The 15,026-nt window shown below is 59.9% G+C and carries 14 protein-coding genes, 2 rRNA genes and 2 pseudogenes; 9 read left to right on the top strand and 9 right to left on the bottom strand.

The features are described 5' to 3' along the window. Window positions 1–227, top strand: a 23S ribosomal RNA gene (locus tag F8N85_RS33090); the annotation flags it as partial. Window positions 228–386: 159 nt separating this feature from the next. After that, window positions 387–502: ribosomal RNA gene (gene rrf, locus F8N85_RS33085) — 5S ribosomal RNA — on the top strand. Between the two features lie 179 nt (window positions 503–681). On the opposite strand, the gene F8N85_RS33080 is transcribed toward rrf, so the two are convergent. Continuing rightward, window positions 682–1,608: a TIGR03571 family LLM class oxidoreductase gene (locus tag F8N85_RS33080; RefSeq protein ID WP_150807610.1), complete on the bottom strand. Its 927-nt coding sequence runs from the start codon at window positions 1,606–1,608 to the stop codon at window positions 682–684. A 305-nt stretch (window positions 1,609–1,913) separates the two neighbouring features. Here F8N85_RS33080 and mrdA point away from each other — a divergent pair, with 305 nt between their 5' ends. Next, window positions 1,914–3,806 (top strand): penicillin-binding protein 2, encoded by a 1,893-nt coding sequence (mrdA, locus tag F8N85_RS33075; protein WP_150807609.1) that lies wholly within the window; start codon window positions 1,914–1,916, stop codon window positions 3,804–3,806. 26 nt (window positions 3,807–3,832) lie between these two features. Here mrdA and F8N85_RS33070 read toward each other — a convergent pair. Both F8N85_RS33070 and F8N85_RS33065 read right to left on the bottom strand, forming a co-directional pair. Continuing rightward, a pseudogene (locus tag F8N85_RS33070) lies at window positions 3,833–4,003 on the bottom strand (LysR family transcriptional regulator); the annotation flags it as partial. Then, window positions 3,988–4,389 (bottom strand): GFA family protein, encoded by a 402-nt coding sequence (locus tag F8N85_RS33065; protein ID WP_150807612.1) that lies wholly within the window; start codon window positions 4,387–4,389, stop codon window positions 3,988–3,990. The pseudogene F8N85_RS33070 and the gene F8N85_RS33065, both read right to left, overlap by 16 nt. Before the next feature lie 135 nt (window positions 4,390–4,524). On the opposite strand from F8N85_RS33065, the gene F8N85_RS33060 reads away from it, so the two are divergent. Further along, entirely contained in the window at window positions 4,525–4,983 is a 459-nt protein-coding gene (locus F8N85_RS33060; RefSeq protein WP_150807608.1) for an SRPBCC family protein, read from the top strand. Further along, window positions 4,970–5,779 carry an aminoglycoside phosphotransferase family protein gene (locus F8N85_RS33055; RefSeq protein WP_150807607.1) on the top strand — a complete coding sequence of 270 codons (810 nt, stop codon included), beginning with the start codon at window positions 4,970–4,972 and terminating at the stop codon, window positions 5,777–5,779. The genes F8N85_RS33060 and F8N85_RS33055 overlap by 14 nt, the downstream gene beginning before the upstream one ends. A gap of 244 nt (window positions 5,780–6,023) precedes the next feature. Here F8N85_RS33055 and F8N85_RS33050 read toward each other — a convergent pair whose 3' ends face one another. Then, the gene (locus F8N85_RS33050) at window positions 6,024–6,428 is read right to left on the bottom strand and encodes a GFA family protein (RefSeq protein WP_150807606.1); all 405 of its coding nucleotides are present in this window, start codon (window positions 6,426–6,428) and stop codon (window positions 6,024–6,026) included. 134 nt (window positions 6,429–6,562) lie between these two features. Continuing rightward, window positions 6,563–7,252: an isonitrile hydratase gene (gene inhA, locus F8N85_RS33045; RefSeq protein ID WP_150807611.1), complete on the bottom strand. Its 690-nt coding sequence runs from the start codon at window positions 7,250–7,252 to the stop codon at window positions 6,563–6,565. Window positions 7,253–7,364: 112 nt separating this feature from the next. On the opposite strand from inhA, the gene F8N85_RS33040 reads away from it, so the two are divergent. Further along, window positions 7,365–8,360, top strand: a complete 996-nt coding sequence (locus tag F8N85_RS33040) for a GlxA family transcriptional regulator (RefSeq protein ID WP_150807605.1) — start codon at window positions 7,365–7,367, stop codon at window positions 8,358–8,360. On the opposite strand, the gene F8N85_RS33035 is transcribed toward F8N85_RS33040, so the two are convergent. Beyond that, the gene (locus tag F8N85_RS33035; protein WP_150807604.1) at window positions 8,346–9,251 is read right to left on the bottom strand and encodes an alpha/beta fold hydrolase; all 906 of its coding nucleotides are present in this window, start codon (window positions 9,249–9,251) and stop codon (window positions 8,346–8,348) included. The genes F8N85_RS33040 and F8N85_RS33035 overlap by 15 nt on opposite strands. Before the next feature lie 308 nt (window positions 9,252–9,559). Between F8N85_RS33035 and F8N85_RS33030 the strand changes: the two genes are divergently transcribed. Next, window positions 9,560–9,868, top strand: a complete 309-nt coding sequence (locus F8N85_RS33030; protein WP_150807603.1) for a class I SAM-dependent methyltransferase — start codon at window positions 9,560–9,562, stop codon at window positions 9,866–9,868. A 10-nt stretch (window positions 9,869–9,878) separates the two neighbouring features. Here F8N85_RS33030 and F8N85_RS33025 read toward each other — a convergent pair whose 3' ends face one another. The 3 genes from F8N85_RS33025 to F8N85_RS33015 all read right to left on the bottom strand — a co-directional run bounded on the left by F8N85_RS33025 (window position 9,879) and on the right by F8N85_RS33015 (window position 13,548). Then, a complete protein-coding gene (locus F8N85_RS33025) occupies window positions 9,879–10,640 on the bottom strand; it encodes an enoyl-CoA hydratase (RefSeq protein ID WP_150807602.1) in 762 nt (253 codons plus the stop codon). Between the two features lie 71 nt (window positions 10,641–10,711). Continuing rightward, on the bottom strand, window positions 10,712–11,308 hold the full coding sequence (locus F8N85_RS33020; protein WP_412072529.1) for a cupin domain-containing protein: 597 nt from the start codon (window positions 11,306–11,308) through the stop codon (window positions 10,712–10,714). A 278-nt stretch (window positions 11,309–11,586) separates the two neighbouring features. Next, entirely contained in the window at window positions 11,587–13,548 is a 1,962-nt protein-coding gene (locus F8N85_RS33015; RefSeq protein ID WP_150807600.1) for an FAD-dependent oxidoreductase, read from the bottom strand. Window positions 13,549–13,725: 177 nt separating this feature from the next. Between F8N85_RS33015 and F8N85_RS33010 the strand changes: the two genes are divergently transcribed. Continuing rightward, window positions 13,726–14,535, top strand: coding sequence for a class II aldolase/adducin family protein (locus tag F8N85_RS33010; protein WP_150807599.1), 810 nt, complete (start codon window positions 13,726–13,728; stop codon window positions 14,533–14,535). A 125-nt stretch (window positions 14,536–14,660) separates the two neighbouring features. Then, window positions 14,661–15,026, top strand: a pseudogene (locus tag F8N85_RS33005) (hypothetical protein); the annotation flags it as partial.

Below are 15,026 nucleotides of genomic sequence, written 5' to 3'. Positions count from 1 at the left end.
AACCTCTGGTGTTCCGGTTGTCACGCCAGTGGCATTGCCGGGTAGCTATGTTCGGAATAGATAACCGCTGAAAGCATCTAAGCGGGAAACTAGCCTCAAGATGAGATCTCACTGGGACCTTGAGTCCCCTGAAGGGCCGTCGAAGACTACGACGTTGATAGGTTGGGTGTGTAAGCGCTGTGAGGCGTTGAGCTAACCAATACTAATTGCCCGTGAGGCTTGACCATATAACACCCAAGCAATTTGTTGACTCGAAAGAGCACCAGATTGCGGTGTGTGAAGACGAAACGAACCGAAAGTTCGAGATACTCACAAAACACCGAAAGCTATCACATACCCAATTTGCTGAAGCGAGGCCAACTGGCCACGACTCAGTACCCGAATTTCTTGACGACCATAGAGCATTGGAACCACCTGATCCCATCCCGAACTCAGCAGTGAAACGATGCATCGCCGATGGTAGTGTGGGGTTTCCCCATGTGAGAGTAGGTCATCGTCAAGATTAAATTCCGAAACCCCTGTCTGCGTACGCAGACAGGGGTTTTGTTTTTGGGCGCGATTCGTAGGAGCCGCCGGTCGACGCTCGATTGCTGCGATGAGCGTTAACGATAACGCGTGTGTTCTGAATAAACGCGCCGTCCTTGAGTCCATCGCGAGCAATCGAGCGTCGACCGGCTGCTCCTACAGATTCATTTTCGGCAGAATGTGCTCGGCAATCTCCTCGATCACTTCGGCCACCGGGCGCTCGCTGCGTCGCAGATGCAAGCCAACGTGCTGCACGCCGGCTTCACGCAGGGCCTGCAGCTCATCCATCAACGCCAGGCGCCCGCAACGTCCGCCGAAGTGCACGCGTTGCATCGGTGCATGAGGATTGGCTGCAAGATCCAGGTGTACGAAGCTGATGTAGGGTTTATCGCCACCCACCTCTCGCCACAGCCCGACACGCCGCCGATGTTCGTCCGGGATGCCTGGGTAGGCGAGCCAGCCATCCATATGTTCACCAATCCAGGCAGGCGATTGCTGTCCCAGTCCCGCTACCAGCAATGGCACCGGTTCTTCGCGCTCCGGTAACAGACGAGCGCCCTGCGGCAGGCGACCCTGGCCCTGGCTGCGCAGTAACTCCACGGTATCGCGAAAAATCTCCCCGCGTTGAGCGTAATCCACCCCAAACAACGGATACTCCATTGGACGATCGCCGCTGGCCACGCCCAGCAGCAAGCGGCCGTCACTCAGTTCATCGACACTGTTTGCCGCCTTGAGCGTCAACCACGGCTGGCGCAGCGGCAGCACCACTGCAGCGGTACCGAGCATGATGTTGCGGGTAATCCCGGCCAGGTAGCCCAGATAGGAAAAGGTTTCGAAGACCTGCGCGGCATCGCCGAAATGGGGGTCGTAAACCGGTACGTCACGAACCCACAGCGCACGAAAGCCGCTGCTATCGGCCAACCGGGCCAGCTCGGCATGCTGTTTCAGGTCAGGAACACCGAAAGGCCGGTCCTGTTCCGCGCGCAAACGCTGTCCGGCGCTGGACCAGTCGTTGTCCAGCGGCAGTTCCAGGCCAATAGAGAAGTTGTTCTTGCCGAGCAATCGTTGAAAACGGGGATGCATTAAAGGCTCCAGCGCCTCGCTCGAAGCAAGACGGTTCTATGGATGACAGAGCAAAGTATCCATTGGGCCAGCTGGAAGAAAAATGCATGAATAGGAACAAGAATCTTGAATAAAACGCATGAATTGCGGCCCAGCCAATTCACCTCTGCGGCCGCGCTATCCGCAGTCGTCTTCAGCGATGACCATTCGGGGAAATCGCCTGAAAATGCCCGGGGACTTTTTGGTATGGTGCAGCTGCTTTTTCGAAGGGATTGATTCAATGCGCAGGGAGCGGCGCCCACCTCATTCAAAGAGTTGCCGTAGAAATGCCCGCCCCGATACCGCTCAAGGATCACCAGAAGGAATCGCGCCTGGTCAATAAAAGGCTGCTGGCCTGCGCGCTGTTCGTTGTTGCCATTTCCTGCACATTGATCGGCCGCCTGTATTTCCTGCAGGTGGTCGAATTCGATTATCACTCGACGATCTCCGAGAACAACCGGGTGCATGTCCTGCCGATTACCCCCAGCAGAGGCCTGATCTACGACCGCAATGGCGTGGTATTGGCGGACAACCGGCCCAGCTTCAATCTGACCATCACCCGCGAGCGGGCCGAGGACCTGAAAGGCGAACTGGACTCGATTGTCAGTCTGCTGCACTTGCCGGCTGAAGAGCGGACACTGTTCGACAAGGAGCTGAAGCAAGCGCGGCATCCCTTTGTCCCCGTCACCCTGTTTTATGAACTGAGCGAAGAACAGATAGCGGTGTTGGCGGTCAACGAGTTCCGCTTGCCGGGCGTCGAGGTCGAGCCGCAGTTCATTCGTCACTACCCAATGGGCGCACACTTTGCCCATTCGATCGGCTATGTCGGGCGAATCAACGAGAAAGAATCCAAGGTCCTGGACTCAGTGGAGTACCGCGGCACACAGTCGATGGGCAAGACCGGCATCGAGCGTTTCTACGAGTCCGAGCTGCACGGTCATGTCGGTTACGAAGAAGTCGAAACCAATGCCCAGGGCCGCGTTCTACGGGTGCTCAAGCACACTGACCCGATCCCCGGCAAAAGCATCGTGCTCAGCCTCGACATCAAACTCCAAGAGGCGGCCGAGCAAGCGTTGGGTGATCGGCGCGGATCGGTAGTCGCCCTCGATCCGGCCACCGGTGAAGTGCTGGCGATGGTCAGCAAGCCGAGCTTCGATCCGAACCTGTTTGTGACCGGCATCAGCTTCAAGGAATACGCGGCACTTCACGACTCCATCGATCGGCCGCTGTTCAATCGGGTTCTGCGCGGCCTCTATGCCCCGGGTTCGACCATCAAGCCGGAGGTGGCAATCGCCGGGCTCGATGCCGGCGTGGTCACGCCCCAGACCCGGGTCTTTGACCCTGGCTATTATCAGCTGCCGGATTTTGATCACAAGTACCGCAACTGGAATCACAGCGGCGACGGTTGGGTCGACATGGACGCGGCGATCATGCGCTCCAATGACACCTACTTTTACGACCTGGCGCACAAGCTCGGCATCGACCGGCTGCACGACTACATGGCGATGTTTGGCCTCGGTGAGAAGGTCTCGCGGGACATGTTCGAAGAGTCGGCTGGCCTGATGCCGTCCCAGGCATGGAAGCGCGCCACACGACGCCAACCGTGGTTCCCCGGGGAAACGGTGATCCTCGGCATCGGCCAGGGCTACATGCAGGTGACGCCGCTGCAACTGGCGCAAGCGACTGCGTTGATCGCCAACAAAGGCGTGTGGAATCGCCCGCACCTGGCCAGGACCGTGGACGGTGTGGCACCCGTGGATGAGCATCCGATGCCCAATATTCTGCTCAAGGATCCGCGGGACTGGGAGCAGGTCAATCACGGCATGCAGATGGTCATGCACGATCCGCGCGGCATCGCCCGAGCGGCGGCGGCCGGCGCGCAGTATCGAATCGCCGGCAAGAGTGGTACCGCGCAGGTGGTTGCGATCAAACAGGGCGAGCGTTACAACCGGCTGAAAACCCAGGAACGCAATCGCGACAACGCCTTGTTCGTGGGCTTCGCCCCGGCGGAACACCCAAGGATTGTCATCTCGGTAATGATTGAAAACGGCGAAGCGGGCGGGCGCGTCGCCGGTCCCGTGGTGCGGCAGATCATGGACGCCTGGTTACTGGATCAGGACGGCCACCTGAAGCCGCAATATGCCGCTCCGGGCAAAGCGCCGGGCGATCCCCACGTCTGAGGCTGGCCGCACAGGCCACTAGTCCTTCACAGCGCCTGCTCACGAATACTGAGCATGTGCTGGAAGCTCTCCAGAAACACGCTCTCGGCCTGGCTCATTCGCTGCTCGCGATTCCACAGCAGCTGGATATCGAAACCCACCACCCCGTCTTCAGGCGGTAGATGCCAGAGCAGACCCTGCGCTACCTCTGCTGCCACTCAGGCCAACTGACAACCCCCTCATACTCAAGCCACGGCGCATCATGGGAAGTCCATATATGCGCCAGTGGCTTCGTTCCCGGATCGTCATCCAGCGTCGCGACGCGAACAATTACGTGAGGTTGAGCCAAGCGTTCCGCGACCAAATGAGAGCCGCAGACCGAGCAGAAATACCGCAGCTTTCCCGCAGATGACTCAAAGGAGGAAAGCTTGTCCTGACCTTTCACCCAGCGAAAATGTTCTCGCATCACCCCGGCCGTAGAAGCGAAGGCAGAGGCATGAGCTTTGCGGCAGGTGTGGCAATGGCAGTGGCTGATCGGCATGTCGAGGCTGTCGAGTTGGTATTCGATGGCTTTGCACAGGCAGCTGCCTTTGAGGGTTTTCACTGATTTATCCCGGTATCTGGTTTTACGACGGTTGTTGGCTGTAAACATGTTTGCGGTTGATTCGAGCATACATAACACAACGTGAAGGTTGATCCTCCGGGCGAGCAGGCCTAATGTGAATCCAGGAGGTGGCCAATGAACCCATCAGATCGCATTGAAAGAAAGGTCCTGCTAAAAGCGCCACGCTCGCAAGTCTGGGCGGCGCTATCGGATGCCGAAGCCTTTGGTGAGTGGTTCGGCGTGGCGCTCAAGGGGCAGCGCTTCGTCGCTGGTCAGCGTACTCAAGGGCAAATTACCTATCCCGGCTACGAACATCTGCTCTGGAATGCACTGGTCGAACACGTCGAACCTGAACGGGTGTTTTCCTTCAGCTGGCATCCCTATCCCGTGGAGCCAGGTGTCGACTATTCGGGGGAACCCACCACGCTGGTGAAGTTTGAGCTCGAGGACATGGATGGCGGCACCTTGCTGCGGGTCGTGGAGTCCGGTTTCGATGGCATCCCCGCCGAACGTCGTCTGAAAGCCTTTCGCATGAACAGCAGGGGCTGGGATGAACAGATGAACAACATCGAGTCGTACCTTGCTGCACAGTGAATTCGAACCTTATCTGAAACAATGGAGTTTGCTGGCCGACGGCGAGCCGATCATCACCCTTGGCAGCCGTTTGTTGCCGGTGCGCATGGATGGCACTCCCGCGATGCTCAAAATCGCCATTGAGGACGAGGAAAAGTTCGGCGGCCTGCTGATGAGCTGGTGGGCCGGCGAGGGCGCTGCCCGGGTTTATGCCCAGGATGGCGCGGTACTGTTGCTGGAGCGTGCCGAGGGCCAGCGGTCACTGCTGCACATGGCCCTTAATGGCGAGGATGACGAGGCCAGCCGCATTATTTGCACCACCATGCTCCGCTTGCATGCGCCCCGTTCGAATCCGCCGCCGCTGATCCCTCTGACTGAAAGGTTCCAGGACCTGGCCCTGGCGGCAGAGCGTGAGGGCGGCATTTTTCGAACCTGTGCCGCTACCGCCCAGGAGTTGTTGGCGTCGCCTGGAGAGGTGGTGGTGCTGCACGGTGACGTGCATCACGAGAACATTCTGGATTTCGGTCGGCGCGGCTGGCTGGTGATTGATCCGAAGCGGCTGGTGGGGGAGCGGGGTTTTGATTATGCGAACCTGATCTGCAACCCGCAATTGCCCACCGCGACCAATCCGGCACGCTTCGCTCGGCAGGTCGAGGTCGTGGCTCACGCGGCCAGCCTGGAACGACGGCGTTTGCTGCAATGGGTGTTGGCGTTTGCCGGTCTCTCAGCCGCCTGGTTTCTTGAAGATGACGATAAAGCCAGCGCTCTGAGGCAGCTTCAGGTCGCGCACCTGGCGGCTGAGGCAGTGGGGGCTTGAGGTCGCAGAGGATTACGGCGACATGACTGTGGTCAAAGGCTTACACGCGATGGATGCTATGTCGTCTGTTGCCGCTTGGGTATTGCGCTTAATCTAGCTCCATCAACTGAAGTGCAGGATGCGCTCAGGATCATGGATGATCGACCATTTGCATGGAATGCAGCCGACAGGGAGTCGTAATGGTCTTGAGAAACCCGCTTCGGCGGGTTTTTTTTCGTCTGCGCAAAACTGCGTGTTGAGCCGGCTACAGATGGCGAGTCTCGGCGGGGACTTCACCCCAGTTGTCATGCCGGCCATCGGCATATCGAACTGGCGCAGCGAGCAATTGCGCCAAGTCGAGATTATCCAGCGCGGCCACCTGGACCGAGACGTAATCTCCGCCTATTTCCTCAACATGGCCGCGACCGAACGAGCGTACGCCGCAGTGCTTGCAGAACAGGTGATGGCTACTTCTGGTACTGAATTGGTAGTCGCTCAATTCACTCTCGCCGGACAGCAGTCGGAACGCACCGGGTTTGATGATGACACCCCAGTTGCGGGTTTTGGTGCAGATCGAGCAGTTGCATTTGCCGGTGCCAAGGCTCAGGTCGATATCAGCTTCAAATCGAACCCTGCCGCAATGGCAGCTTCCACCATAGGTCTTGAGCATCACGCTTGCTCCTGATTGGTTAGAGAGCCAATCAGTGTAGAAGTGTCTTGGGCGGCTTGCGTAATGGCCAATGGTTAATTGTGGCGAGGGAGCTTGCACCCTCGCCACAGATGTTGTGTTCAGCTCAACATGACTTACCCGTTTTGACTCAACTGGTGCGCGACCCGATCGACAATCTCTCCACGCAGCTTTAGCGACCCCGCCGCCCGGCGGTTGGCTTCCTCCACTACCTCGCGCGGTGCGGTCTGCGGGCTGCCTGATTCGAACGGTGGAGCAGGGGCGTATTCGAGTTGCAGTTGCACCAGTTGCGCTGCGTCTTCGCCGAATAATTCGCTGGCCAGGGTCAGGGCGAAATCAATCCCTGCGGTAATGCCACCGCCAGTCAACAGGTTGCCGTCGCGGACCACGCGTTCGCGGATCGGGATGGCGCCCAGCGGCCCCAGCAGTTCGTGGTAAGCCCAATGGGTGGTGGCGCGTTTGCCGCGTAACAGGCCGGCGGCACCCAGCACCAGGGCGCCGGTGCAGACCGAAGTGACATAGCGCGCGGTGGCCGCCTGACGCTTGATGAAGTCGAGGGTTTCGCTGTCCTCCATCAAGGGACCGACGCCGCTGCCACCGGGAATGCAAATCACGTCCAGTGGCGGGCAGTCGTCGAAGCGGGTGGTCGGGATCAACACCAGACCGGTGCTCGACTTAACGGGTTCGAGGTCCTTCCAGATCAAATGCACGCTGACGTTCGGCAGCGAGGCCAGCACGTCATAAGGCCCGGTCAAGTCCAGTTGCTGAACCTGTGGAAACAACAGAAAACCGATCTGCAGCGTCATTGCGTTATCCCCTTGGTCGATCAAATGCACGCACCCGGTACGGGTGGACGACTTCACTCTATCCACGTAGGATTTGGCGTATACGCCAATAAGCCCACGATTTACGCCAATCATGCCAAGCCACCCTAAAACCGTTTATGTGCTGGCCTTTGCCCAGGTGCAAGTGCTCGATGTGACCGGGCCGTTGCAAGTCTTCGCTTCGGCCAATGACCTGGCCCGCCAGCAAGGTTTGCCGCCACCCTACGCGCCGAAGGTCATTGCCGCGCAGACCGGGCCGGTACTGTCTTCGGCCGGGCTGGCGCTGGTGGCTGATCCGCTGCCGGCGAAGGACACACCGTGCGACACGCTGATCATCGCTGGAGGCTGGGGCGTCTACGCGGCGGCCGAAGACCCCGCTCTGGTGGATTGGGTCCGCCTACAGGCCGCGCTATCGCGGCGCGTGGCTTCGGTCTGCACCGGGGCTTTCCTGTTGGCCGCCAGTGGCTGGCTCGACGGCAGGCGCGTGGTCACTCACTGGACCCGTTGCGAACAGTTGGCACAGCAACATCCGTTGCTGCGGGTCGAGCCCAATCCGATCTTCATCAACGACGGCCCGGTCTGGACCTCGGCGGGGGTGACTGCCGGCATCGACCTGGCGCTGGCAATGGTCGAAGCCGACCTCGGTCGCGCCATGGCCCTGGAAGTCGCACGGCAACTGGTAGTGTTCCTCAAGCGCCCAGGTGGGCAGTCGCAATTTAGCGTGACCCTGGCCCTGCAAAAACACGGCAGCCGCTTCGACGAGCTCCACACCTGGATTGCCGAACACCTGAGCATGGATCTCACCATTCCGACGCTGGCGCTACAAGCCGGGATGAGCGAGCGCAGCTTTGTCCGGCACTACCGGGCCGAGACCGGCCAGACTCCGGCTCGCGCGATTGAGCTGATCCGGGTCGAGACCGCACGGCGCTTATTGAGTGATACCGGCGTGCCGATCAAGCGGCTGGCAGTGCAGTGCGGGTTTGGCAGTGAAGAAACCCTGCGGCGCAGTTTCCTGCGGGCCATGGGGGTAACGCCGCAAGCTTATCGGGAACGGTTTTCCGGGGAGGAGGCAGATTCAACTCTGTGCTAGCAACTCCAGCAGCGCCTTCACGGTTTCCTCGGGCGCTTCCTGCGGGATGTTGTGTCCGACTCCCGGCAACACCCGACGCTCGTAGTGCCCGGAAAAAAATCCGCTGTCTTCATCAATCTCCGATGCCGGGCCCACGCCGTCGTCGGCGCCACATAACGAAATGGTCGGCACACTGATCAGCGGTTGCCGGGCCAGCGCCTGCTCTATCGATTCCAGGCCCGTATCGCCTACGGCATACATGAAGCGATGCCGATAGGAATGAGTCACCACCTCGACGAAATCCGGGTTGTCGAACGACGGCGCGCTCAGCCCATAGAGGCCGGGACCCTGGCTCCAGGACGGCGACCAGAGTCGCCATAACAGCTCACACAGTGCCCGGCGGTTGGCCATCAGCCCGGCAACGCCACGCGGGGTGTGAAAGTAATACTGATACCAGAGCCGGTGTTCGGTCTCGGGATCGAGCGGCGCGGTTGAATGCGCGATGTTCTGGATGTTGTAGCCATCACCGCTCACCAGGCACCTGACCCGCTGCGGCCAGAGCGCCGCGACAATACACGCGGCGCGTCCGCCCCAGTCGTAACCGACGAGGGCCGCGTGAGGGATCGACAAGCCATCCATCAAATCCAGCAGGTCTTGCGCCAGTGCCGCCTGCTGACCCGAACGCATCACCTGCGGGCTGACGAAACGGGTCGGACCGTAGCCGCGCAGGTACGGCACAATCACTCGATAGCCCTGGGCGCTCAGTGCCGGTGCGACTTCATCGTAGGCACGCGGATCGTATGGGAAGCCGTGCAGCAGAATCACCACCTCAGCGTTTGACGAGCCGTGCTCTTCGTAGGCAATGTCGAGCATGGGCGTACGAACATGTTTGATCGGCGGGTTTTGAGGCATTCGAGCACCGGTATCAAAGAGGCGGTTGCCGAGACTCTAGCCTATCTCCCATTAACTGCTGAAAAGGCTTCGCCACCGATGATCCGCAAGAATGTCTGGAATGCCGCTTGTCGAGATTCTTGACACCGCACCACCGGCTTCTCTAGGATGCTGCTCATGCGCCGATTTAAACAGCTACTTGCGGGGCGCCAGGTGAGTCGAAAGATCACCGATAGAAGCTTGAAACAGGCTTCGAAATACCGCTAAAGCGCTGGTTCGGTGTTGCCTCTCACCTGCCATGCAGACTTTTGAGGCAGAGACACGACACGATGAATGCACTACGCCCCCTTATACGTCTGGCGCCGATCACGGCGGACCTCGTTCAGCGCAATCCAAAAATCCTTCTCGGCGGTAAACACCAGCCCACCTTGCTGCGCTATCTCGATGGTTGGCCACGCCGTACCGGTCGTCCTTCGGCTTTTCTGATTCAGTTTGTCGAAGACGGCGAATCGCTGGCGCGCTTTGCCAGCGACAGTTTCGATCTGGCAGTGATCCAGGCGCCCAGCGCCGAGCACGCGGCAGAAGTGATCAGGCACCTGACACGAATCTCTCGCCAAGGGCTGATTACCCGCCGCTAGGCCAGGGCCGTCAGCCCTTGGCGGCACTGCGTTGCAGCATGGCGTTCAAGGCGTCCTTGGCTTCGCTGCTGTTCAGGCGTTCGATAAACAGCAGGTTTTCCCGGCGGATGGTTTCCTCGAGCTCCTTGAGTAGCGGCTGTTTTAGCAGGCGTTTGCTCTGCACCAGCGCTTCGCGAGGAAGGGCCAACAGTCGGTCAGCCATTCGCCGGGCGGCGGCCAGGCATTGTTCGCCGTCATCCAGCAGTTCATTGGCCAGTCCCCAGGCCAGCGCCTGGGTAGCGTCCAGGCCATCACCACAGAGCAACAACCGGGCAGCCCTGGCATGGCCGAGCATCCGTGGCAGCAGCAGGCTGGCACCGAACTCGGGGCACAAGCCAAGGTTGACGAAAGGCATGCGCAGTTTGGCGTTACGGCTGATCAGCACCTGATCGCAATGCAGCAGGATCGTGCTGCCGATACCGATGGCGGCGCCACAGACGGCTGCGATCAACGGCTTGTTCAGATGGATGACCGCGTCCATGAGGCGGAACGCCGGGCTGTTCAGGTGGGTCGGTGGATCCTGGAGAAAGTCCTGCAGATCATTGCCACTGGTGAAGCACTGTTCGCCGCCGGTGATGATGATCACTGCGGTTTCGGGGTCTTGCTCAGCGGCAAACAGCAGGTCGGCCAGACGGTTGTACATGCTGTTGCTCAGGGCATTGAGCTTGTCCGGGCGGTTGATGGTCAGGGTCAACAGACCGCCGCTTTGGGTACACTTGATCAGATCGTTCATGGGGCTGCCTTGACTGGAGTTCACTGTCCGGGACACAAGCGTTCCGGCAGCTTTTTTGTTGTTTTTGCGTATCAGAAGGTCGGCGGGGTGATCACCCAGATCACCACCGCGTCGACCTCGCCGGGGTTGCCATAGCGATGGGGTTCCTGGCTGGAAAAACTGAAACTGTCGCCTTCATTGAGCTGGAAATGGCGCTCGCCAACCCATAGCTCGAAACTGCCGCTGAGCAGGTAGCCGGCTTCCTCGCCTTCATGGCTATAGCTTTGCTGGCTGTAAGTGCCTGGCGGAAAGCGCGAATGCAGGATCTCCAACTGACGATTGGGCTGCGAGGTCAGCAATTGGTCAACGATGCCGTCTTCGTAATGCACGCTCATCCGGCTGTGCTTGCGGACCACATAACCACTGTCTTCGGGGGCCGTGCTGGCTTCGCTGGCGAAGAACCACTGGATGGTCACGCCCAGGCTGCGGGCGATGTTGAACAACGCCGGAATCGACGGGTAAGCCAGGTTGCGTTCCAGCTGGCTGATATAGCCCGCTGTCAGCTCGCTCATTTCTGCCAGCGCGGCCAGGGTCATGCCCCGGCGTTTGCGCAGACCGCGAATCCGCGTGCCGAGGAAGTGCGGCTCCGCGGCAGCGGCCTGACTAGCGGGCGCGCTGGCAGGCGGCAGGTTGCTGCTGTTGCTCATTGCGTGCTCCGAACCGGATTGTGCCCGAGCGGGTTGAAACCCTCGAGCCTGATGGCTAGTGGCCTGTGTGGCTAGTTCTGTTAGTCAACTTCGGCGCCACAAGCCCATATCCTGCGTTGCTGTTCCTCGCCATAGCGGGCTATGACTCGTCACAGCGCCTTGGCTATGGACTTCTGGCATCCGAATTTGAACTAACGCACTAGCCGTACAGGCCACCAGTCAGCCTGGAGGCTGACAAAGGCCGGGAGTATAGAGCAGCCTCAGAGGTCCCACGCAACCCTCAAACCGTCATAAATCGCTTCTTCGGCGGTACGCGGTGCCAGGCAGTCGCCGATCCGCCGGAACTCCACCAGCCCTTGCAGTTCCGCGCCGAGGGTATCCACCGGCTGATGACCCTGGCACAGCACCAGCGTGTCGATGTCTTCGAAAATGATCGGCTCGGCGCTGGCGGTGTGTTGCATGTACACGGTGCTGTCATCGCAGCCGTAAAGGCGGGCGTAGGGTGTAATGGGTATGCCCGACTTGTGTAGTTCTCCGGCCAATTGATCGCGCACGTACAGTGGCAGGTTTTCTCCACAATGGGTGCCGTTGACCGCCAGCTGCACCTGATGGCCGGCACGCACCAGGCGTTCGGCGATGCCAGGACCAATCCAGTCGCACCGCCAGTCGACGACCAGCACCGAACGTCCAGGCTTGACCTCGTCGCGCAGTACCTGCCAGGCATCCACCACGTGCAGTTCGCCACCCCGTTCGAAGGCCGGCCAGTAGGGTTCGGCACCGGTTGCAACAATCACCAGATCCGGCCGTTCGCGTTCGACCAGCGCCCGGTCGACGCGGGTATTGCGCACCACACGCACGCCAGCCAGTTGCATTTCCCGTTGCAGGTTGGTGCTGGCGCCGCCGAATTCGCTGCGCCGCGGCAGCAGTTGCGCGAGCAGGACCTGGCCGCCGAGCTGTGAACCGGCTTCGTAGAGCGTGACCTCGTGGCCACGTTCGGCGGCCACGGCGGCGGATTTCATCCCCGCCGGGCCACCGCCGGCGATCATGATGCGCTTGCGCTTGGCCGTCGCTTGCAGCTTGCCGAAAATCAGCTCACGACCGGTTTCCGGATGCTGGATGCAGGAGATCGGCAGGCCTTTATGAAAGTGCCCGATGCACGCCTGATTGCAGGCGATGCACGCTCGTACATCCTCGCTGCGCCCGGCATCGGTCTTGTTCGGCATTTGCGGGTCGCAGATCAGTGCGCGGGTCATGCCGCAGACATCGGCCTGACCACGAGCAATGATCAGTTCGGCTTCCTGCGGCTGATTGATGCGACCGGTGACGAACAGCGGAATCGACAGACTGGCCTTGAACGTCCCGGCTTCCTTGGCCAGATAGGCCGCTTCGATGGCCATCGGCGGTACGATATGTACCGCACCGCCCAACGACGCCGACGTCCCGGCGACGATGTGCACGTAATCCAGCTGCTGCTGCAATGACTTGACCGCCGCCAGCGACTCGTCTTCGGTCAGGCCTTCGGGGTCGCGCTCATCGGCGCTGATGCGCAAGCCGATGATGAACTGCTCATCCGTGTTGGCGCGTACTACCGCAATGACTTCGCGCAAAAACCGCAGGCGCTGTTGCAGGTCGCCGTTGTAGCCGTCGGTGCGCCGGTTGACCCGCGGGTTGATGAATTGCGCGGGCAGGTAACCATGGCTGGCAACCACTTCCACACCGTCCAGCCCGGCCTGGTATAAACGCCGGGCTGCCGCGCCATAACCGGCGACGATCTCGTCGATCATGGCTTGATCCAGCGCACGTGGCATGACCCGAAAACGTTCGTTGGGCACCGCCGAAGGCGAGTAGGCGACGGCCAGCAGGCCATCGCTGGACTCCATGATTTCCCGCCCCGGATGGAAAATCTGCGAGAGCACCACCGTGCCATGGGCATGACAGGTTTCGGCCAGTTTTCGATAACCGTCGATGCAGGCGTCGTCGGTGGCCATCAGCACATGGGAAGTGTAGCGCGCACTATCATGCACCCCGGCAACCTGCAGCACGATCAGTCCGGCGCCGCCTTCGGCACGCGCCCGGTGATAGGCGATCAATTGCTCGTTGACCAGGTTGTCGGTCGGCATCGAAGTGTCGTGACCGCTGGACATGATGCGGTTCTTGAGGCGTTTGCCACGGATCTGCAGCGGTTCGAACAGGTGCGCGAACGCTGGGGTGGAAGTCGGCATAGTGCGATACTCCAGGCGAGCCGAAGCTGGAAAACAGGGTGTTCGGCGTTGTTATTATTGCGCTATAGAAATTTACCCTCAGTAAAAAATCAACTTGTTTTTTTAATAGTGGCTCAGTAGCTTCAGGGCATCGAGTCCTATTCTTCGCGCAGACGATCAGCCCAGGGAGCAGAAACAATGAATGAAATTGCACACACGACGGCTGCCGCTGCCGAGCAGGTTTCTACCGAGCAACTTTCTACAGAACAACGGCTGCGCCGGGAGCTGGCTGCCTGTTATCGATTGATCGCGCACTTTCGCATGAGTGACCTGATTTTTACCCACATCTCGGTGCGTCTGCCGGGGCCTGAACATCACTTTCTGATCAATCCCTATGGGCTGATGTTCGACGAAATCACCGCCTCCAGCCTGGTCAAGATCGACCTCGATGGCCATGCGGTGGAGTCGTCGCCGTATCCGGTCAACCCGGCTGGCTTCGTTATTCACAGCGCCATCCACGGTGCCCGCGAAGATGCGCAGTGTGTGCTGCATACCCACACCAGGGCCGGTTGCGCGGTGGCGGCGTTGAAGTGCGGGTTATTGCCGGTGAATCAGATTTCCATGGAGTTCTACGAACGGGTCGCTTACCACGACTATGAAGGCGTGGCGCTGGATCTGGGTGAGCAGCAGCGACTGGTTCATGACCTGGGTGACAAGACGGTGTTGATGCTGCGCAACCATGGTTTGTTGACCGTTGGTGAAAGCGTGGGCCAGGCCTTTCTGCGCATGTACTACCTGGAAAAAGCCTGTGAGATCCAATTGGCGGCACAGGCCTGCGGCGAACTGGTGCTGCCACCGGCAGCCGTTTGCGAGCACACCGAGCGCCAGTTCAACGAGCCGGGTCGGCCATTGGCGGAGGGCGAGTTGAGTGATCCGGACGGAGTGCAGCTGGCATGGGCGGCATTGTTGCGGTTGGCGGATCGAGTGGCGCCGGGTTATCGGGATTGAGCGCAATGCGCACTCTGAGCACAGTCCCACTGTGGCGAGGGGGCTTGCCCCATAGGCGCTAACCAAATCTCAAGAGATAGTAGAATCTGATTCACCAAGCAAAGTGAGCAGCAGGGAAAGCAAGCGTGACACAAAGACTGGATGAAGATTGGCCGAAGCTGTTGGCGCTATTGCCGCAGGGATGGGAAGCCAAGGCAAAAGAGCTGGGAGCGCTGAAGTTCGGTCGCCGCTTCAGCGGCCCGGAGAGTTTATTGCGCACGTTATTGATGTATCTGAGCGCTGATTGCTCGATGGTCGAAACGGTGGAACGCGCGCGCGCTGGGGACTGGGTGGAGCTATCGGACGTTGGCCTGCTCAAACGGATCAATAAATCGGGTGCATGGCTGGGCTGGATCACTGAACAGTTGATCCAGCAGGCACCGACCGTGGCGATGAAATGTCCGGCGCTGCAGGGGCGCAGATTGCTTGCCGCTGACGGCAGTGTCGTGGCA

The sequence above is a fragment of the Pseudomonas fluorescens genome, from assembly GCF_902497875.1.
GTDB lineage: Bacteria > Pseudomonadota > Gammaproteobacteria > Pseudomonadales > Pseudomonadaceae > Aquipseudomonas > Aquipseudomonas fluorescens_BR.
The sequence above is the reverse complement of the archived record's forward strand: the minus strand, read 5'-3'. Positions and strand labels throughout refer to the sequence as shown.